This is a genomic window from Mycobacterium sp. 3-98, assembly GCF_035918355.1.
GTDB classification, from domain to species: domain Bacteria; phylum Actinomycetota; class Actinomycetes; order Mycobacteriales; family Mycobacteriaceae; genus Mycobacterium; species Mycobacterium intracellulare.
The window spans coordinates 608,131-627,250 of sequence record NZ_CP142360.1; the positions used below are offsets into that span (position 1 = coordinate 608,131).

The 19,120-nt window shown below is 70.9% G+C and carries 15 protein-coding genes; 5 read left to right on the forward strand and 10 right to left on the reverse strand.

Annotated elements, in window-relative coordinates; genetic code table 11:
* Window positions 1-138: 138 nt before the first annotated feature.
* Both QGN30_RS03045 and QGN30_RS03050 read left to right on the forward strand, forming a co-directional pair.
* Window positions 139-1,044, forward strand: coding sequence for an SDR family NAD(P)-dependent oxidoreductase (locus QGN30_RS03045; RefSeq protein WP_014386102.1), 906 nt, complete (start codon window positions 139-141; stop codon window positions 1,042-1,044).
* Window positions 1,034-2,605, forward strand: coding sequence for an AMP-binding protein (locus QGN30_RS03050; protein WP_225346249.1), 1,572 nt, complete (start codon window positions 1,034-1,036; stop codon window positions 2,603-2,605). Before QGN30_RS03045 ends, QGN30_RS03050 begins: the two co-directional genes overlap by 11 nt.
* Window positions 2,606-2,668: 63 nt before the next feature.
* Here QGN30_RS03050 and QGN30_RS03055 read toward each other — a convergent pair whose 3' ends face one another.
* Window positions 2,669-7,501 carry a cation-translocating P-type ATPase gene (locus tag QGN30_RS03055; protein ID WP_225346248.1) on the reverse strand — a complete coding sequence of 1,611 codons (4,833 nt, stop codon included), beginning with the start codon at window positions 7,499-7,501 and terminating at the stop codon, window positions 2,669-2,671.
* Between the two features lie 171 nt (window positions 7,502-7,672).
* The gene (locus tag QGN30_RS03060; RefSeq protein WP_225346247.1) at window positions 7,673-8,626 is read right to left on the reverse strand and encodes a sigma-70 family RNA polymerase sigma factor; all 954 of its coding nucleotides are present in this window, start codon (window positions 8,624-8,626) and stop codon (window positions 7,673-7,675) included.
* Window positions 8,627-8,782: 156 nt separating this feature from the next.
* On the opposite strand from QGN30_RS03060, the gene QGN30_RS03065 reads away from it, so the two are divergent.
* Together QGN30_RS03065 and QGN30_RS03070 are read left to right on the forward strand one after the other, a co-directional pair.
* The gene (locus tag QGN30_RS03065) at window positions 8,783-9,550 is read left to right on the forward strand and encodes an SDR family oxidoreductase (protein WP_225331191.1); all 768 of its coding nucleotides are present in this window, start codon (window positions 8,783-8,785) and stop codon (window positions 9,548-9,550) included.
* A gap of 29 nt (window positions 9,551-9,579) precedes the next feature.
* Window positions 9,580-10,314, forward strand: a complete 735-nt coding sequence (locus QGN30_RS03070) for a DUF899 domain-containing protein (RefSeq protein ID WP_014383504.1) — start codon at window positions 9,580-9,582, stop codon at window positions 10,312-10,314.
* A gap of 93 nt (window positions 10,315-10,407) precedes the next feature.
* Here the strand turns inward: QGN30_RS03070 and QGN30_RS03075 are convergent, their stop codons facing one another.
* The gene (locus QGN30_RS03075) at window positions 10,408-10,629 is read right to left on the reverse strand and encodes a hypothetical protein (RefSeq protein ID WP_009957137.1); all 222 of its coding nucleotides are present in this window, start codon (window positions 10,627-10,629) and stop codon (window positions 10,408-10,410) included.
* Window positions 10,630-10,672: 43 nt separating this feature from the next.
* On the reverse strand, window positions 10,673-11,053 hold the full coding sequence (locus QGN30_RS03080) for a nuclear transport factor 2 family protein (protein ID WP_009957136.1): 381 nt from the start codon (window positions 11,051-11,053) through the stop codon (window positions 10,673-10,675).
* A gap of 74 nt (window positions 11,054-11,127) precedes the next feature.
* On the opposite strand from QGN30_RS03080, the gene QGN30_RS03085 reads away from it, so the two are divergent.
* Window positions 11,128-11,625: an SRPBCC family protein gene (locus tag QGN30_RS03085; protein ID WP_225346245.1), complete on the forward strand. Its 498-nt coding sequence runs from the start codon at window positions 11,128-11,130 to the stop codon at window positions 11,623-11,625.
* On the opposite strand, the gene QGN30_RS03090 is transcribed toward QGN30_RS03085, so the two are convergent.
* The 6 genes from QGN30_RS03090 to QGN30_RS03115 are packed head-to-tail and all read right to left on the reverse strand — an operon-like array spanning window position 11,603 to window position 19,038.
* Complete coding sequence (locus QGN30_RS03090; RefSeq protein WP_014381512.1) at window positions 11,603-12,745, reverse strand: NDMA-dependent alcohol dehydrogenase; 1,143 nt, start codon at window positions 12,743-12,745, stop codon at window positions 11,603-11,605. The two genes, QGN30_RS03085 and QGN30_RS03090, sit on opposite strands and share 23 nt — an antisense overlap.
* 14 nt (window positions 12,746-12,759) lie before the next feature.
* Complete coding sequence (locus tag QGN30_RS03095; protein WP_248923287.1) at window positions 12,760-14,289, reverse strand: acyl-CoA synthetase; 1,530 nt, start codon at window positions 14,287-14,289, stop codon at window positions 12,760-12,762.
* Window positions 14,274-15,056, reverse strand: a complete 783-nt coding sequence (locus QGN30_RS03100; RefSeq protein WP_009957131.1) for an SDR family NAD(P)-dependent oxidoreductase — start codon at window positions 15,054-15,056, stop codon at window positions 14,274-14,276. Before QGN30_RS03100 ends, QGN30_RS03095 begins: the two co-directional genes overlap by 16 nt.
* The gene (locus tag QGN30_RS03105) at window positions 15,049-16,671 is read right to left on the reverse strand and encodes an AMP-binding protein (protein ID WP_202284553.1); all 1,623 of its coding nucleotides are present in this window, start codon (window positions 16,669-16,671) and stop codon (window positions 15,049-15,051) included. Before QGN30_RS03105 ends, QGN30_RS03100 begins: the two co-directional genes overlap by 8 nt.
* Before the next feature lies 1 nt (window position 16,672).
* Complete coding sequence (locus QGN30_RS03110; protein ID WP_008262192.1) at window positions 16,673-17,422, reverse strand: GntR family transcriptional regulator; 750 nt, start codon at window positions 17,420-17,422, stop codon at window positions 16,673-16,675.
* Window positions 17,422-19,038, reverse strand: coding sequence for an SMP-30/gluconolactonase/LRE family protein (locus QGN30_RS03115; protein WP_041785322.1), 1,617 nt, complete (start codon window positions 19,036-19,038; stop codon window positions 17,422-17,424). The genes QGN30_RS03110 and QGN30_RS03115 overlap by 1 nt, the downstream gene beginning before the upstream one ends.
* Between the last annotated feature and the right edge of the window lie 82 nt (window positions 19,039-19,120).

A 19,120-nucleotide genomic window follows, 5' to 3' on the forward strand; every position in this document is an offset into this window, starting at 1 on the left:
CGAGTGCCACCGGGTCGTCTCGGCCGGGCCGAAGCGCGGACCCGGGCCGCAATGTGGTCTGCTACTTGTAGTTACGGGTCGGGACACGGTTGAGCAGCAGCCACGTCCCGGCCAGCGGCTCGAATGAATGCGGCAGCGATGTTGAACGCAGTAGCCCAGGCCCTCAACGCGGTCCTCACCGCGGCGGGCGACCACGTGGCCAATCCGGCGCGGGTGTCGGATCCCGACAAGCTGCGCGCCGCCACCTCCGGCAAGACCGCGTTGGTGACCGGCGCCTCCTACGGCATCGGCGAGGCGACCGCGCGCAGGCTCGCGGCCGCCGGCGCGACCGTGCTGGCGGTCGCCCGGTCCGAGGGAAGGCTCGGGGACCTGACGGCGTCGATCCACGCCGGCGGCGGGCACGCGGTCGCCTACCCGACCGACCTCACCGACGAATCCGCGGTGAGCGGCCTGGCCAAGCAGATCACCGAGGAGCACGGCCCGCTCGACATCGTGGTGAGCAACGCCGGCAAGTCGCTGCGCCGCTCGCTGCACCACCAGTACGACCGCCCGCACGACTTCCAGCGCACCATCGACATCAACTACCTGGGGCCCGTCCGGCTGCTGCTGGGACTCGTGCCCGCGATGCGCGACAACGGCAGCGGGCACATCGTGAACGTGTCCAGCGTCGGCGTGCGGGTGGCGCCGGGCCCGCAGTGGGGCGCCTATCAGGCATCGAAGGGGGCGTTCGACCGCTGGCTGCGCAGCGTGGCTCCGGAACTGCACGCCGACGGCGTCGACGTCACGACCATCTACTTCGCGCTGGTCCGCACCCGCATGATCGCGCCCACGCCCCTGCTCGGCCGGTTCCCCGGCTTGTCACCGGATGACGCCGCCGACGTCATCGCGAAAGCGGTCATCGAGCGGCCCCGCACCCTGGAGCCGCCCTGGGTGCTGCCGGCCGAGTTTGCCTCGGTGCTGTTGGCCGGGCCGGCCGACCACGCCGCCCGGCTGTGGCACCGCCGATTCCTCACCGATTCCGACGGGGGCGACCGTGACCACTGACCGCGTCGCCACCACCGCCGCCCGCGCCCTGGTGCACTCCGGCCTGCTCACCCCGCCGTCGCCCACGGCGGGCGTGCGGCTGCTTCGCGAGGCGCGCCGGGGCGGCACGAACCCCTACACGCTGCTGGCGGTCACGGCGGCCCGGTGGCCCGACCGCACGGCGATCGTCGACGACGACGGCGCCCTGAGCTACCGCGAGCTGCAACGCGAAACCGAGTCCCTGGCGCGGCGGTTGGCCGCGGACGGGGTCGCGCCCGGCCGGGTGGTCGGGGTCATGTGCCGCAACGGGCGCGGCTTCGTCGCCGGTGTCTTCGCCGCCGCGCTCCTGGGCGCCGACGTCGTCCCGGTCAGTACGGAGTTCCGCAGCGACGCGCTGGCGGCCGCCGTGCAAGCCCACCGCATCTCAACGATGGTCGCCGACAACGAATTCGCCGAGCGGATAAGGGCCGCCGACGAATCGGTCGTCACGGTCGACCCGGCCACGGTCACCGCCGAGGAGGGCGCCCGGCGGCCGCGGGTGGCCGCGCCCGGACGTATCGTGCTGCTGACGTCGGGCACCACCGGCAAACCCAAAGGGGTGCCGCGCGCACCGCAGCTGCGCTCCGCCGTGGGGGTCTGGGTGACCATCCTCGACCGCACCCGGTTGCGTACCGGTTCGCGAATCTCGGTGGCAATGCCGATGTTTCACGGCCTGGCGCTCGGCATGCTGATGCTGACGATCGCCCTCGGCGGCACCGTGCTCACGCATCGCCAGTTCGACGCCGAGGCCGCGCTCGCCCAGGCGTCGCTGCACCGCGCCGACGCCTTCACCGCGGTGCCCGTCGTCCTCGCGCGCATCCTCGAGCTGCCCGAGCGGGTGCGGGCGCGCAACCCGGTGCCGCACCTGCGCGTGGTGATGTCCAGCGGCGACCGCCTGGATCCCACGCTGGGGCAGCGATTCATGGACACCTACGGGGAGATCCTCTACAACGGCTACGGCTCCACCGAGGTCGGCATCGGATCCCTGGCGACGCCCGCGGACCTGCGCGAGGCCCCCGAAACCGTCGGGCGGCCGGTGGCGGGCTGCCCGGTGCGGATCCTCAACAAGAGCGACCGACCGGTGGGGCCGCGGGTGACCGGACGCATCTTCGTCGGCGGCGACCTGGCCGGCAAGGGCTACACCGAAGGCGCCGGGGAAGCCAAGGCCGTCGTCGACGGCATGACGAGCACCGGCGACATGGGCTACCTCGACAACGCCGGCCGCCTGTTCATCGTCGGCCGCGAAGACGACATGATCATCTCGGGCGGCGAGAACGTCTATCCGCGCGCGGTCGAAAACGCGCTCGCCCGCCACCCCGCCGTCGCCGACAACGTGGTGATCGGCGTCCCCGACGAGCGGTTCGGCCAACGGTTGGTGGCGTTCGTGGTGGCGCGGCCCGGCAGCGACATCGACGTGCCGGAGCTCCGGGAGTACTTGAAGAGCCGCGTCTCGCGCTTCGAACAACCCCGCGACATCAACGTCGTAGACCGCATCCCGCGCAACCCGACCGGCAAGGTGCTGCGCAGGGAGCTGTCCGGCTGAACAGGATCGTCCGGCTCCTTACTCGCGCCGCTCCACGGCGCTCGCCGTCGCCGGACCGCGCGATCACTCCTCGGCGGGCTCCAACGCGGCGACCTGCTTGGCCAGCCAGTTGGGCGCCAGCGCCGAGATCACGGTGGCGCCCGCGGTGGAACCCAGCACCCCCGACCAGGCGACCGGACCCAGGGGCGTGCAGCCGAAGAACTGGCTGAGCACCGGGGTCTGCACGATGCCGACCAGCACACCGGCGCTGCCCAGCGCGGTCGCGATCACCAGCGGGCTGTGCCGGCGGGTCAGCAGCGTCTGCGCCAGCTGCGTCGTCACCAGGGCGGTCAAACCCATTGTCGCCGTGCGGCGTTCGGTGCCCGGCGTCCAGCGCCCGATGGCCCAGGCCGCCGTCGCCCCGGCCGCGGTCACCGCGCCGCGGGTGACGATCTGGCGCATCAGCGGCGCGTCGAGGGAAGGCGTGGGCCCGGTCAGCACCGCGCGCCGGTGCTGCCGGCGCGCCTCCTCGGCCTCCTCGGGCGACGCGTACTCGGCTTCGTCGGGTTCGACGTATTGCGACGTGACCGCCACCGCGAGCGCGGGGAACATGTCGGTGAGCAGGTTGACCAGCAGCAGCTGGCGGGTGCCCACCGGTGCACGGCCGGCGCCGAAGGCGGTGCCGATGATGGTGAACAGCACTTCACCGACGTTGCCGCCGACCAGAATCGTCACGGCGTCCCGGACGCCCGCCCACATGCTGCGGCCCTCGACCAGGGCGTCCATCAGCACGCCCAGATCCTCGTCGGTCAAGACGATGTCCGCGGCGCCGCGGGCGGCCGACGAACCCCGCCCGCTCACCCCGATCCCCACGTCGGCCATCCGGATCGCCGCGGCGTCGTTGGCGCCGTCGCCGACCATCGCGGTCACCCGCCCGCAGCGCTGCAGCGCGGCCACGATCTGCACCTTCTGCTCCGGGCTGACGCGGGCGAAGACCTGCACGTCGGCGACCATCTTGGAGCACGCGTCCTCGTCGAGCCCGGCGAGTTCGGCGCCGGTGATCACCCGCGCGTCCGCGGGCAGGCCCAGCTGCCGGGCGATCGCCCGCGCGGTGATGGGGTGGTCGCCGGTGATCAGCACGACGTCGCGGTCGGCGTCGGTGAGCGCCTCGATCAACGGGCGCGCCGACGCCCGGGCGGTGTCCGCCAAGCCCACGTAGCCGAGCAGCTCGAGGTCCTCGGCCGCGGCGTCCACGGCGTCGGCGTCGGTGTCGTCGTCGTCGGTCTCGTGCTTCCAACCGCGCTGCGCCACCGCGAGCACCCGCAGGCCCTGTTCGGCGAGACCGCGGACGACGCCCTCGGCCCGTTCCTGGTCGGCCTGCGGGTCGGCGAACCGGCAGCGCGGCAGGATGACCTCGGGCGCGCCCTTGAGGATCAGCACCGGCGCGTCGGCGGGATGCCCGTTGGAGCTACCCAGCGCGCCGATCGCGGCGGCGAAGCCGCGACTGGACTCGAAGGGCACCTCGGCGATCATCGTCCAGTCCGAATCGCCATGGCCGTTCAGCGAATTCGCGGCGGTGAGGATAGCCTCGTCGGTGGCGTGGGCATGGCCCTGGCCGTCCTGCGGCTGGGCGGACGCCCGCGCGGCGGCCCGCAGCAGCCCCGCCGATTGCGGATCGGTCAGTTGGGGCAGCGGGTCGTGCGGGTCGACCCCGACCGGCACGGCGCACACCACGCGTAGCCGGTTCTCGGTGAGCGTGCCGGTCTTGTCGAAACAGATGGTGTCGACGCGGCCCAGCGCTTCGATGGTGCGCGGCGCGCGGACCAGCGCGCCGCGGGCCGTCAGCCGCTGGGCGGCAGAGAGCTGGGACAGGGTGGCCACCAGGGGCAGCCCCTCCGGCACGGCGGCCACCGCGATCGCGACGCCGTCGGCCACCGCCTGGCGCAGCGGGGCGCGGCGCAGCAGCGCCAACGCCGACACCGTCGCACCTCCGGCCAGCGTCAGCGGCAGCACCTTGCTGGTGAGTTCCCGCAGCCGCGCCTGGATTCCGGCTGCCGTCTCGACGTCGGCGACCGCCGAAATCGCGCGGTGCGCGGCGGTCCCGACGCCGGTGGCCACCACGATCGCCCGGGCATGGCCGGCCACGATGGTGCTCCCCTCGAAGAGCATGCTGGCCCGGTCGGGGTCGTTGACGGCGACGGGGTCCACCTGCTTGTCCACCGGCAGCGACTCGCCGGTGAGCAGGGACTCGTCGACCTCGAGGTCCTCGGCCACCAACAGGCGGGCGTCGGCCGGCACCACCTCGGGGGCGGCCAGATCGATGACGTCGCCGGGCCGCAGCGACTTCGCGGACACCGTCGCCGTGCGGGTGGCGTGCTTGGCGGCCTCGAGCCGGCGGCGCGTCGTCGCGACCGCGGGGACGACCACCCGGCGCACCATCTGGTCCTGCTCGGCGAACAGCTCGGCGGCCGCGGATTCGGCCCGCAGCCGTTGCGCCCCACCGGTTATCGCGTTGACGGTCATGACTCCCGCGACCAGCAGCGCGTCGATGTTGCTGCCGACGATCGCCGACGCGGCCGCCCCGACGGCCAGGATCGGGGTCAGCGGATCGGCGAGCTCGGTCCGGGTCGCCGACGCCAGCCGGGCCATGTTGTGCAGCGGCTTGCGCAGGGGCGCCAGGCCCGGGCTGTAGGACAGGTCGTCGAGACGGCGCCGCCACGAGGGTTCGGTCTCGACGGCCAGCGGCCGCGCGCCGCCGGCGAGCCGCGAATAGACGATCTCGGGATCCAGCGCGTGCCAGGCGGTCAGCGGCTGGGGGGTCGGGTCGGGCAGCCGCAGCACCCGGGTGGCCGAGAACGTTCCGGCCACCAGGGCCGTGGCCGCCGCGGCGTTGACCGGGTTGAGCCAGCGCCGAAAGCTCACCGGGTTGGTGGTCTTCTCCTGCTCACCGGTGACCAGCAGCAGCCCGGCCAACGTGGTGCCGCCCTGGGCCAGGTGCACCGCCGACTCGCTGGCCGATCGGGCCACCGGGATCGCCGAGAGGATCCGCACCGCGTCGGCCAGGTCGGTACCGGTGATGATGTCCGCGGTCCACGCCGTGGCGGCGCGCGGATCATCAAGCGCCACACCGACATCGGCGATCGCGAGCGCGGCCAGGGTGTCGGTCGACGCGAAGTCGCGGTGCAGCGCGGTGATCAGCAGCACCGGTCCGCGATCGGCCCGCAGCTCGCGGACCACGTTCAACAGCGGGGTGCCGGGCGGGTGCGTCGCGCCGACGCTGGCGGTCAGGTCTTCGGTCCCCGCGACGTGGCGGAGCACCACCCGCGCGCCGGTGCGGTGCGCGGTCTGGAACAGCGGGATCGCGTACGGGTCGACCTCCCAGCCCACGTCGACGCTGCCGACGCATTCGCCGTCGACGATCAGGTCGGCGCTTTCCAGGCCCTGCGCGGGCGTGGCCGAAGGCCCTTGATTGCGAACCCATTTCAGTCGTGCGCCGGTCGCCGGCAACTCGTCCGGGTCGGGCTCGGGCGCCTGTTCGCCGTGCAGCAGGGCGTCGGCGACCTCGTAGACCCGGTCGTCGTCCCAGCCGGGCGCGTCGCCGCGGACCCGCAGGACCGCGCGATGGTCGCCGCGCAGGGCGGCGCCGTCGATGACGACCACCTTCACCCGATCCAGGCGGCGCAGCGCGCCCGGGTCGAGAACCAGCTGCCCGGAATTGGCGAGCCCGCGGCCCAAAATCGCCGCGAACGCCTGCCGGCCCATGTGCGCGGCCCGCGGCACCCCGGCTTCGATGGCCGCGGCCGCGTCGTCGGTGCCGCCGCCGGCCACCAGCGCGCTGACCGCGGCGATCAGCGAGCCGTTCGCCGCGGAATCGACGTAGCTCTCCACCGGCCCGGCCATCGAGCCCTTCGCCTTGTCCATCGCCGCGTCAATGGTTCCCCCGACCACGACGTGCGAAGCCTCGCCGGCCGCCGCGGCCGCCCAGCTGTGCCGGGGCACCTCCGACTTGGCGGACGAGATGACCGGGACCACCGGGGCCTGTGGCCGTTGCGGCGAGGCCAGGTGGGGTTCCCGGTCCCGCCACACCCGGCGGTGCGCCGCCGCCTCGGAGACCTGCAGGGTGCGCTGGGTCAGGTCGAGCATCGGCGTGCCGAACGACTGCGTCAGGCCGTGGGCGGCGGCCGTCGTGGCGGCCAGTGCGATGTCGGTGCCCACCCGGCCCAGCCGCTCCTCGAGGATCGAGACCATGCGCGGTTGATGGTTGATGAGCGCGGCCGCGGCCCGGGTGGTCTGCGGCGCCGCGGGCAGCCGGGTCACCAATCCGGTCACCGCGGCGCCCATCGCGATCAGATCCAGTGCCGCCGCGGTGAGAGGCACCAGAATCGCCAGGGGGTTGCCCGGGTCGGCGAAGGGCGCGGACGGCGTCGCCGCCTCCGACTTCGACCAGGTGATGTCGGCGGCGATGGATGCGACGGTCGAGCGCACCTCGTCCAAGACGGCGTCGTGGTCCGTGCCGTCGGACAGTTCAACCACCAACCGGCCCAACGCACCCTCGACGTGCGCCTCGGCCACGCCCGGGATTCGGCGCACCGGCTCCTCGACGGCGGGCGCGTACTCGCCCCAGCGGGGGAACGGCAGCAACGGGTCCAGGTCCAGGTGCACGCGTTGCCCGCTGTGCCAGCGCACCGGCGGCGTGATCGGGGCGGCGGCGTTGTCGGTGGACGTGTCCGCACCGATTGCCCGGCCCGTGGTTTGAACCACCGATTGCAGGACGGGGCCCGCGAGCTCGGCGACCGGGCCGGCCAACGTCTGCAGCGCGCCGGCGGCCCCCGCCGCAGTCGACACGCCTGCCCGCACCACCTGCGCGGCTCCGCCGGCCACACCGGCGACGACGTCGGAAACGCCGGGAATCTTCACTCGTCACCCTTCAACTACGTCTCCCGCGCCTAATGATCCTGGCGTGTGAAGGACCTGTCCACACGTGGGGCGGGAAGGTAAACCGTCCGACGACATCGATGACGATGCGGGTCGATGCAGGTCGGGCTTCCCAAGATGGCAAGGGCTGCGATCACGTCCCTGGGACAAACATTACCGGGTTGAAGACAAACCAAACGCGCTGAACAAGTCGGGGTCGAGAAAGACGGTGATGCCGGCGATCCCGTCGCGACCGGGGGTCAAGACGTGGATCGAATGGGCCCGCAACACGTGATCGGCGGCGCGGCGGTACTCGGCGACGGCGGGTTGCGCGTTCGCGGCGGTCGGAACCATCGCGATATCGCCGGGCTGCGCCACGGCACGCTCGGCAAGGAACTTCAGCACCGTGTCCCGGCCGGCGAACCACACTGGGAGGGGCGGCATTTCGAGTTTGACGTCCGCCTGCAGCAGCGCGGTCAGCACCGCCATGTCCGCGTTTTCGAATGCCGCGCAATACCGGTCGAGCAGTTCGCGCCGCCGGGCGTCGCCCGGCTCGGCCATCTGTTCCTCGCTGGGGGACAGCTCGGCGAGGTGGGCCCGGGCGCGCTGTAGCGAACTGTTGACCGCGGCCGGCGTGGTCTCCAGAAGCTCGGCGACCTCGGCGGCGCTGAACTGCACGACGTCGCGCAGGATCAGCACCGCGCGCTGGCGCGCCGGAAGCTCCTGCAGGGCGGTCATCACGGCCAGCCGCACGCTCTGCTTCGCGGTGAAGTCCTCCTCGGGGCTCTTGAACATCATGTCGTCCGGGATGGGTTCGAGCCACGCGTGCGCGCCCGCCGCACCGAGGTCGGCGTCCGGGTCCATCGAGCCCTCGCCCAGCCCGGCCGGCAGCACGCGGCGGGCGCGGTTTTCCAGCGCGCGCAGACAGGCCGTCGTCGCGATCCGGTACAGCCAGGTCTTCAACGCCGCGCGTTCCTCGAAGGCCTGATAGCCCCGCCAGCCCCGCAGATACGTCTCCTGCACGAGGTCTTCGGCGTCGTGCACCGAGCCCAGCATGCGGTAGCAATGCGCGATCAGCTCGGCACGAAACGGCGCCGCCCGCTCGACGAACTCCTCCTGCGCCGGCAATGCCCTCTCCTCTCGGCCGCGTGGTGAACCTACTCCTGTAGAGACATCCGGCCGCCGAAATTCATCGGCCGGCAGCGATGAATTCGGCCGCCCCGCCGTATCTCAATTAGTGAAGTCGCGGCACGGCCGCAGTCCACGCGAGGAAGCGAGCACGACATGAACCAGACCCCAAACCCCGGCGCCGACGGGTTCGCCGGCAGCACCGCGATCGTGACCGGGGCCGGCCGCGGCTTCGGCCGCGCGATCGCCACCGCGTTGGCGACCGCCGGCGCCGAGGTCGTCGGCGTCGCGCGCACCCGATCGCAGCTCGAGGAGGTGCGCGCCCAACTAGGCGACACCTTCACCCCGGTGGTGGCCGACGCCGCCGATCCGGCGACTCCCGGCCGGCTCATCGACCGGCACCGGCCGCGCACCCTGGTGCTGTGCGCCGGGGCGGCGCCGCGGATGGCGCCGCTGCAGGATCAGACCTGGGAGTCGTTCAGCGACAACTGGAACTCCGACGTCGCGCAGGCGTTTCACTGGGTTCGTGACGCGCTGCGGCGCCCGCTGGCGCCGGGCAGCTCGGTGATCGTGATGTCCAGCGGTGCCGCCCTGGCCGGATCACCGCTGTCCGGTGGCTACGCGGGCGCCAAGGCGACCGTACGGTTCCTCGCCGGCTATGCCGCCCTCGAATCGCAACGCGCCGGGCTCGGGATCGGCTTCACCGCCGTGCTGCCGCGGTTGACCCCGGCCACCGGCCTGGGCGCGGCCGCCGTCGCCGCCTACGCCGAGCGCCAAGGCGTCGACGTCGACACCTTCTTACAGGCCGCCGGGCCCGCGCTCACCGCCGAACAGGTGGGCAAGTCGGTGCTCGAGATCGCCACCGCCGGCCCGGACCACGACGCCTACCTGCTCACCTCCGCCGGCCTCGCGCCGCTGACCTGAAAACACCCGAGTTCGAAAGGCGCACAACGATGAACACACCCCCGATCGTGACGGCCCAGGAGTGGGCGAGCGCGCATCGAGAGCTGCTGGAAGAGGAGAAGAAGCTCACCCGGGCCCGTGACGCGCTCGCGGCCCGGCGGCGCCGGATGCCCTGGACGGAGGTGGACTCCGACTACCGGTTCGAGGGACCCGAGGGCACGGTCAACCTGGCGGGCCTGTTCGGCGGCAGGCGCCAACTCATCGTCTACCGCGCGTTCTACGGGCCCGACATCGACGGCTGGCCCGAGCGCGGTTGCCGGGGCTGCTCGATGATGGCCGACCACGTCGGCAACCTGGCCCACCTGAACGCCCGCGACACCACGCTGGTGTTCGCCTCACGCGCGCCGCAGGCCGACATCGCGCGCCTGAAGGAGCGGATGGACTGGAAGATGCCCTGGTACACGATCACCGACGGCTTCGACGCGGATTTCGGCGTGGACGAATGGCACGGCACCAACGCCTTCATCCGTGACGGCGATCGGGTGTTTCGCACCTACTTCATCAACAACCGCGGCGACGAGGCGCTGGGGACCACCTGGAGCTTCCTGGACATGACCGCGCTCGGACGCCAGGAAACCTGGGAGGATTCGCCGGAGGGCTATCCGCAGACCGCTCCCTACGAGTGGTGGGACTGGCACGACGCGTACGGCGAGCACGAGCCCTCACGCTGGTTCGGTGACCCCGACCCGAACAACCCCAACGACATCCGGCCACCGAAGAGCTAAGTGGCACAGGCTGTTTGGCGCGGCCCGAAAACACGAATGCGCGGTAGCCGTCGAACGGCTACTCGCGCATTTGTTCCGCCGAGAATTCGTCGGCTATAAAATTCGGTGGTTCGCCCTGCCGACCTGGTAGCCGGTGGGGAACGATTTCTCGATGACCTGCAGTTGGTGATCCACCCGGGATTCGAGCTCGAGGACCACGCAGTCGCTGAGCGCCTTCGATTCGAGAACTATGTACCGCTGACCACAATCGGTGATCGGGTCGCCCGAGTGCAATTTCTCGACCGGCACCGACTCCGGAGTTCCATCTGCCTCCATCCATGACACGTTAGGTCAATTCCGCAAGCGAGGGAATAGACCGCTACGTGGCGGCGCCGGCCTGGCGCTGCTTGAAGAACACGCTGACGTGAACGATCAATCCGTCGTCGTCCCGCTCGAAGAGGATGCATTCGGGCCACGTGGTCGCGACGCCATCGATCTCGAACGTCTCGGACAGCTCGGCGTAGGAGGTTCGGGCGTCGACGTGCGAGATCCGCCGCACCTGCAACCGGTGGCCCTGCAGAGCGGTGCATACCTTGCGCAGGTAGGCGACGTAGTGCGCCTTGCCCTCGACGACATCGCAGAACGGACCCTCCCGGGTCAGGCCGTCCTCGGCGAGGGTGCCGGCCAGTCCGTCCCAGTCGTGATCGGTCAGGCATTGCAGGTAACGCTCGACCGCTTGACCTTCCGCCGCGTCGCCCATCACGCCTCCGCTCCTGCGCTCCTGGCATTGCGCCGAGCGTAACGCTGCGGCGGAAAAACCGGCAGAATGTCGCCGTGGCGTTACATGCGCGGGCCCGGTCGCTGCTTTTCGTGCACGCCGACCGGACGCTGTCCGAGCGCGTGCCCGCGCCGCCCGATGCGGTGCGCGGCTTCTACGTGGACCTGGACAACATCAGGCTCGTGCACCCGCTGATCGTGTCCGTGGAAACGTTGTCCCGCGCCGAAACCCCGGAGGGCTACCAGCAGAGCTATCGGGTGGTCGATCGAATCCCCTTGGGGCCGCTGACCATCCGTACCGTCTATCACGCCCGGCTGCGCGTGCCGGCCGACGGCGACGTGCTGACGGAGGCCGACCAATCACCCGGGGTGCGGTTACGCGGCACGGTGAGTTTCGTGCCTGACGACGGCGGCACCCGGGTCACCGAGCGCATCCGGATCTCCGCGCCGCGGCTCCTGGCCGGGGTGACCGTCCGCGAGGCGGTCAAGGCGCACGCCGAGATGCTGGCCGGCATCCGCAGGCACTTCGAAGTCACGCACCCGCGAAATCGATGACGCCGCGAATGTTGCGGCCCTCGCGCAGATCCACGAACGCCTCGTTGATCTGGTCGAGCCGGTAGTGGCGGGTGACCAACTCGTCGAGTTTCACCGCGCCCGCCTGATACAACGACAGCAGCATCGGCACGCTGGTGCGCGGATTCATGCCGCCGTAGAGCGCGCCCCTGAGCTGTTTGGCCGACAGCGTCATCTCCTGCAGGACCAACGGGACCGGGGGTTCGGTGAACGGGGTGATGCCGGTGAGCACGCAGATCCCGCCTTTGCGAAGCAGCGCCATCGCCAACGGAAGCAGGTCCACGCGCACCACGCCGGGGCAGACGACGACGCGGTCGGCCATCAGGCCGGCGGTGATCTCCCTGACCAGAGGTATCGCGTCCTCGGCGGAGGCGGCGGTGTGCGTGGCGCCGAAGACCTTGGCCGAATCGCGCTTGGACTCAACAGGATCCACCGCGACGACGTATTTGGCGCCCACGGCGCGCGCGCCCTGCAGGGCGTTCATCCCGACGCCGCCCGCGCCGATGACGACGACGGTGTCGCCGGGTTCGGTGCCCGCCGAGATCGTCGCGGACCCCCAGCCGGTGCTCACCCCGCACGACACCAGCGAGGCGGCATGGAACGGGATCGCGTCGTCGATCTTGATGACGGAGCGTTCCGATAGCACCGCGTATTCGGCGAACGTGCCGAGTTGCCCGTAGGCCAACAGGTTTTCGTCACCGAGGTGGCGCCGGCAGGTGCCGTCGGTGGGCATCTCCCGCACGAACAGGCTCGCACCGATGTCGCAGATGTAGCTCTGGCCGTTGACACAGAACCGGCAGCTGCCGCACGCGGGGATGAAGGAGAGCGCCACGTGGTCTCCCGGACGCACCGAGGTCACGCCGGGCCCGATTTCTTCAACGACGCCGGCTCCCTCGTGACCGCCGAGCAGCGGGAACCAGTCCGGCGCCGGCTGGCCGCTCGCGGCCAGCGCCTCGGGGGTCGGCACCACATCGCCGGTGAACAGATGATCGTCGGAGTGGCAGATCCCGGCAACGGCCATGCGCACCAGGACTTCACCGCCGCGGGGCGGATCCAGCTCGATCTCGCGGATCTCCCAGTCCTGGCCGACCCCGCGGATCACAGCGGCGCGACACTTCATTGCGACCTCCCTGATGTCTCATGGCATTCCCGCAGCGGCGCCAGGCGGGCCCGCAGTTCCCGCTTGAGCACCTTGCCGTAGCTGTTTTTTGGTAGCTCGTCGACGAATTCGTAGCGCTTGGGACGTTTGAACCGGGCGATGCGCGTCAGCAGGTGCGCGTCGAGCGCCGCGGCGTCGACGGGATCGCCTGTGCCGACGACGAATGCGACCACCACCTCGCCCCACTCGGCGTCGGGGGCGCCGACCACGCACGCCTCCGCGACCGCGGGGTGCTCGAGCAGGACCTCCTCGACCTCGCGCGGGTAGATGTTGCTGCCGCCGCTGATGACGACGTCCTTCGACCGATCGCGCAGCGTGAGGAAACCGCGCGCGTCGAACGAGCCCATGTCGCCGGTGTACAGCCAGCCCTCTTTGAGCGTGGCGCGGGTGGCATCGGGGTTGCGCCAGTAGCCGGACATGACCGCGTCGCCGCGGCAGACGATCTCGCCGATCTCGTCGACGGGCGCCGGGTCGCCGCCGGCGCGCAGCACCGCGACGTCCATCCCGGACCGCGCATAGCCGACCGATCCCAGGATTGCGTCGTCGCCGGATTCGTGGTCGGCGCGGCGCAGCCCGGTGATGGTCATCGGTGACTCGCCCTGCCCGTAGATCTGGGCGAAGATCGGGCCGAACGCCGCAATCGCCTTGCGCAGGCTTTCGACATACATCGGGCCGCCGCCGTAGACGATCGACTTCAGGTTGGCCGGGCGGGCGCGGCCCGTGCCCACCAGGCGCTGCACCATCGTCGGGGCGAGAAACGCGCTGCCGGCGGGGTGATGCTCGCACAGATCGAGGAACTCGTCGGGGTCGAATGCGCCCGAGGCGGGCACCACCTGGCGGGCGGCGCGCAGCACGTACGGCAGGACGTAGAGCCCCGAGCCGTGCGACATGGGCGCCGCGTGCAGGAGGCTGCACCGTTCGTCCGGGTCGTCGATGTCGGCGAGGTGGGCCACGGTCATCGCGGTCAGGTTGCGGTGCGACAGCATCGCGCCCTTCGATCGGCCGGTGGTCCCGCTGGTGTAGAACAGCCAGGCGAGCGCCGACGGATCGGTGCGCGGCTTCGCCGACGGGGCGACGGTGACCCGCCGCGAGTAGTCCTGCGACTCAAAGGTTTCCATCGGTGTCGTGGTGATCGGCGCCAGTTCGCCGGCAATCGCCGTGGAGGCGAACACCCGCGCCGCGCCCGCGTCGTCGAGGATCTCGGCCATCTCGCGCGGATGCAGCTTGTAGTTGATGGGGACGACGACGCACTCGGCGGCCCAGATCGCGAACATCAACTCGATGATCTCGGGACGGTTGTGGGTCGCGATCGCGAGGCGGGCGCCGGCGGCGTGCTGTTTTCGGATCGACGCGGCCAGGCGTAAGGCCCTGTCGCGCAGCTCGATCCAGGTGTACAGGCGCCGGGTGCCGTGATACATCGCGCCGCGGTGGGGGTGCCGGCTCGCGGCCTGCTCGAGCATCGCGAACAGGTTCACCGCTCCGTCCACCGCGAGGACAAGGCGAACTCCGACAGATACTTCGTCGAACTCCATCCGCCGTCGACCACGATCGTCTGGCCGTTGATGAAACTTCCGCCCGGCGAGCACAAGAACGCGACCGTGCTAGCGATGTCGTCGACGCGGCCCAACCGCGGGTGCGGCGTCATCTCGGTGTTGATCTTGCGGAATCGCTCGTCCTGCAAGCGCTTCTCGACCATCGGTGTGACCGTGACGCCAGGCGCGACGGCGTTGCAACGGATGCCGGACGCGCCGTACTGGCAGGCGATGTGGGTGGTCAGCGCGGTCAGCCCGCCCTTGGCCGCGGAGTAGGCCCCGCCCCGCAGGCCGCCGACGACCGCGAACGTCGATGTCACGTTGATGATCGCCGAGCCGGGTCCCATGTGGGGCAGCACGTCACGCGCGAGCCGAAACGGTGCCCGTAGCATCAAACCCAGGAAGTAGTCCAGGGTTTCGTCGTCGGTTTCGTGCAGCGGCTTGGGGCTGCCGACTCCGGCGTTGTTGATCAGGAAGTCGATGTGGCCCCATCGCTGCACGGCGAGGTCCACGATGCGTCGCGGCGCGTCGTCGTCGGTCAGATCGACGGCAAGTGTGGCAACGCGATCCGGATCGCCGATGGCCGTGTGCAGTTCGGCCAGCCGGTCCTGGTCGCGGCCCGTGCCCAGGACCGCCATGCCCATCTCGGCGAGTTTGGTGGCGCAGCCCAGGCCGATGCCGCTGCTTGCGCCCGTGACGATTGCGACCTGCATCTCACCCATCCTTAGTCTCCACCCGCGTGAGCGCCGCCCGGATCCGATGCTTGAGCACCTTGCCCGCGTCGTTCTTCGGCAGGGCATCCCAGATCACGACTTGTTCTGGCGCCTTGAATTTGGCGACGCCCTTGCTCACCAGCAGCGCAAGCAAACTCGCGACGTCCGGGCGCTGCGCGCCCGCGGGGACGATCACCGCGCAGGCCCGCTCCCCGGTGCGCTCGTCGGGCAGCCCGACCACAGCGATCTCGGCGACGCCGGGATGGTCGGCGAGCAGGTCCTCGACCTCCTTGGCCGAGATGTTCTCGCCGCTGCGGATGATGACGTCCTTGGCCCGTCCCGTCACGACGAGGTACCGGTCTCCGGAACCGGTCGAGACCCAGCGCCCGAGATCCCCGGTGCGGAAAAACCCATCGGCATCGAAGGAATCGTCTTGGGGATGGCGGTAGCCCAGCAGCATCTGCGGCCCGCGCAGGTAGATTTCGCCGTCACCGGCGGGTGCGGCATCGTGGGGGACGAGCTTGATCTCGGCGATGCCGGCCCTGCCGTCGGTATCCGCGGCGCTGTCGGCTTCGTCGGGCCGGGGCGCGCCGACGGTCGCGACGGGCACCTCGGTGCAGCCGTACACCCGGGTGACCACCGCGCGGGCGAAATAGTCTGCGGCGCGCCGGATCAGCGACGGCGATACCGACGCGCCGCCGCAGATGAACACCTTCAGGTCGGGCAGGCGGGTGCCGCGGCCTTCGGCGGCGGACAGCAGCTGCTGCAGAAACGGCGTGGCCCCCGCCATGTGGGTGCACCGTTCGGCGTTCATCAGCGCGACCGCCTGCGCCGGATCCCACCGGTCCATCAGCACCGCGGTGGTGCCCAGCAGCAGCGGGCATTCGAAGGCATAGATCGAGCCGCCGATATGGGCGACCGGCGACGGGACCAGGAACGTGTCGCCGGGCTCGATGCTCCAGTGCTCGCGGAGCTGGCGGATCAGGGCATGCAGCGAATTGTGAGTGTGCAGGACACCTTTCGGGCGGCTGGCGGTCCCCGAGGTGTACAGGATCATCCGCGCGGCGTCGGGATCGAGCGCCGGAAGCGTCGCGGGGTCCGGCGCATGGTCGAGCAGGTCCGGATAGGGGGTGTGCGGACCGGCGTGCCCGGTTTCGCGCAGCACCACGACCTCGGGCGCGGTGTCCATCGCGGCCGTCACCCGTTCGAGCATCGCCCCGTAGTCGTGGCCGCCGAATCGGTGCGGGGCGAATAGCATTGCGGTGCCGGCGTCTTCGAGAATGAAGCGCAGGTCGCGGTCGCGCAGCGACGGAAGGATCGGGTTCACCACCATGCCGGCCAGCGTCGCGGCCAGATAGATGACGGCGGACTCATGCCAGTTCGGCAGCATGAAGGACACGACGCTGCCGGTGGGCATGCGCGCCAGCATCGCCGCGGCCAGCGCGCCGGCCTGCGCGTGCAGTGTGGCGCAGTCCAGCCGAACATCCTTGTCCACCAACACCGTTCGGTGCGGCGACGTCTGCGCGGCCGCGCGCAGGGAATCGGCGAGCGTGGTGTGCACCCACAGTCCGCGCCGGTAGGCCTCTGACGCATGCGCCGCGTCGTGGCGGGCCCGGGCGAGCAACTCAGCCGGCCTGACCGGTGACGCGACGCATGGTCATCGCATACCGAAACCTCGACGACAGGTGGGTGTTGATCGTCACCTGGGCCACCTCGCCGTCGGAGGTCGTGTAGGTGCGCCGCATCTGCAGTGCGGCCGTTCCCGCGTCCACGCCGAGGCCGTCGGCCAGTTCCGGGGAGAGCAGGACGGCCGCGATCTCCTGGTGCAACTGGGCGACGCTCACGCCGAAAAGATCCTCGATCAACGGGAAGATCGGGCCGGCATGGCGTTGCAGCAGCCTGCCCACCGCGGCGAAACTGCGGCTGATGTAGTACTCCGTCCGGCACATCGGCACCGACGCGCCGTCGGCCTGCCGGTAGCCACGCACCGAGAGCCACTGGGTGCCGGGCTCGAGTCCGGTCCGGGCGGCGAGGTCGTCGTCGATCGTCACCATCGCGTTGGATTCGATGGTCAGCTGCGCGCCGGCGGCGAACGCGAGCAGGTCGTCGATCGACATCGCGTCCTGGGCATAGGAACTCGACGCCGGGCGGGGTACCACCCGGGTGCCCGCCCGCGGCCGGGAGGCGACCAGGTTGTCCTCGCGGAGCCGGCGCAACGCTTCGCGAACGGTGTAGCGGCTCACCGCGAAGCGCTCACACAGTTGGTGCTCGGTCGGCAGCTGCGACCCCACCGGGTAGACCCCGTCGACGATCTCCTTGCGCAGCGTGCGGGCGATCTGCAGGTAGCGGTGGTCGCCCGCGATGGCCTGGGACATCAGTGGCCCGTGGGGCGCAGGGCGAGCACGCTGCCCTCGCCGTCGGCCGAGATGTACAGCGTCCCATCGGCCGCGGCCGTGATGCCGGCGAACGGACCCTGTGGCCCCGAAAACGGCGGCATGCCGCGCAGTGGCTTGGGAGTCACGCCCGGCGGGGGACCGACCGGCAGCCCGGACGCGATCGTCCGGCGTCCGTGGCCGGCGAGGTCGAAGGCGATCAGTTCCTTGGCGCCGGCATCGACCACGTAGAGCACACCGTCGCGGACCAGAATGCCCTGCGGCCGTTGCAGATCGGCCACGACGGTGTCGGCCCGCGACCCGGCCGGCCGGACTACCCGGCCCGCGCCCGCCTCCGCCACCAGCGGGGCCCCGTCGGCGTCGATCGCGACCCCGACCGGCTCGCGCAGATCGGTCGCCAGCACGTCGACACCTCCGGACCGCAGCGACAACACCCGCCCGGTCCCCAACTCCGCAACCACCACACCGCCTGGGGTCACCGCGACACCGTAGAGCTGGTCGAAACCGTCGGCCAGCACCTCGGTTTCGCCGGCTTCGGGCCGGTAACGGGCGACCTGGCCGCCCGAGGTCGTGACGACGAACTCGCCGGGCCCGCCGGCGGCGAGGCCGCGCAGGAACCCGGGATAGCCGGGGCTGAACAACATTCCCGCGGTCTGCAGGGACCCGTCGGGCAGGACGACATAGAAGTACGTGCCGTCGGCGATGTAGAGCTGCCCGTCCTGGCCCACGGCCAGGTCCAGCGGCCAGTTGAGTCCGCCCGGCAACACCGATGTCGTTGCGCCGTCGGGCGATATCTCGGTGATCTCGCCACTGAAGTTGGAGACGAACAGCCGGTCGCCGACGAAGGTGCAGTTGTCCAGCCCCGGATTCAGCTGGGCGAGCAGGCGACGTTCGCCGCTGCGGGGATCGATGCGCAGCACCTGCCCGCTGGCCACCTGGGTGGAGACGAGGTAGCCCCGGGCGTCGAACTTCACCGAGTCGGGGACGCCGAGATCTTTTGCGACACAGTGTGGCTCGCCGCCGTCGGGGTCGACGCGCCAGATTTCGTTGGCGCCCATCACCGGGAAGTACAGCAGGCCGTCGGGACCGACCTCCATCGCGTTCGGTGAGGGCACGTTCTCCAAGAGCACCCGTGGCGGGCCGCCCGACAGGTCGAATTCCAGCAGCCGCCCGCCCTCCCGGCATTCACCGATGAACAACCGGCGGTCATGGAACGTGATGCCGTTGGCCGACGGGACGTCGTCGCGCAGCACCCGCGTCCGGCCGCTGGTCTCGCGCACGCTGACCCGGCCGTCCATCACCTCGGTCGCGTACAGGTTGCCGCGGGGATCGAACGCGACGTCGTCGGGTGCCACGATGTCGCCGCCCTTGGGACTGGTGGTCACCAGTTCCCCGGTGCGGTGGTCCAGCGCGCTGATCTGACTGCCGGTCACCTGCGCGATGTAGATGCGGCCGTCCGGGCCGGTGCGCAGCCCGTTGGCCCCGAACAGCCGGCTCGGCGCGGTCAACCGGTCGAGTTCCCAGCCCGGAGCGACGTCGATCGCGTCCGGGACTGCGTACCGCGTGGGCTGCGTTGAGAGGGCCCTTGAAATGGACATGCTCGCCGAGGTCCTTCCGTCAGCCGGTTGGGCTGGACGTTATCAATTCCTCGTAGTCCAGACAATAGCCACTATGGTGTCC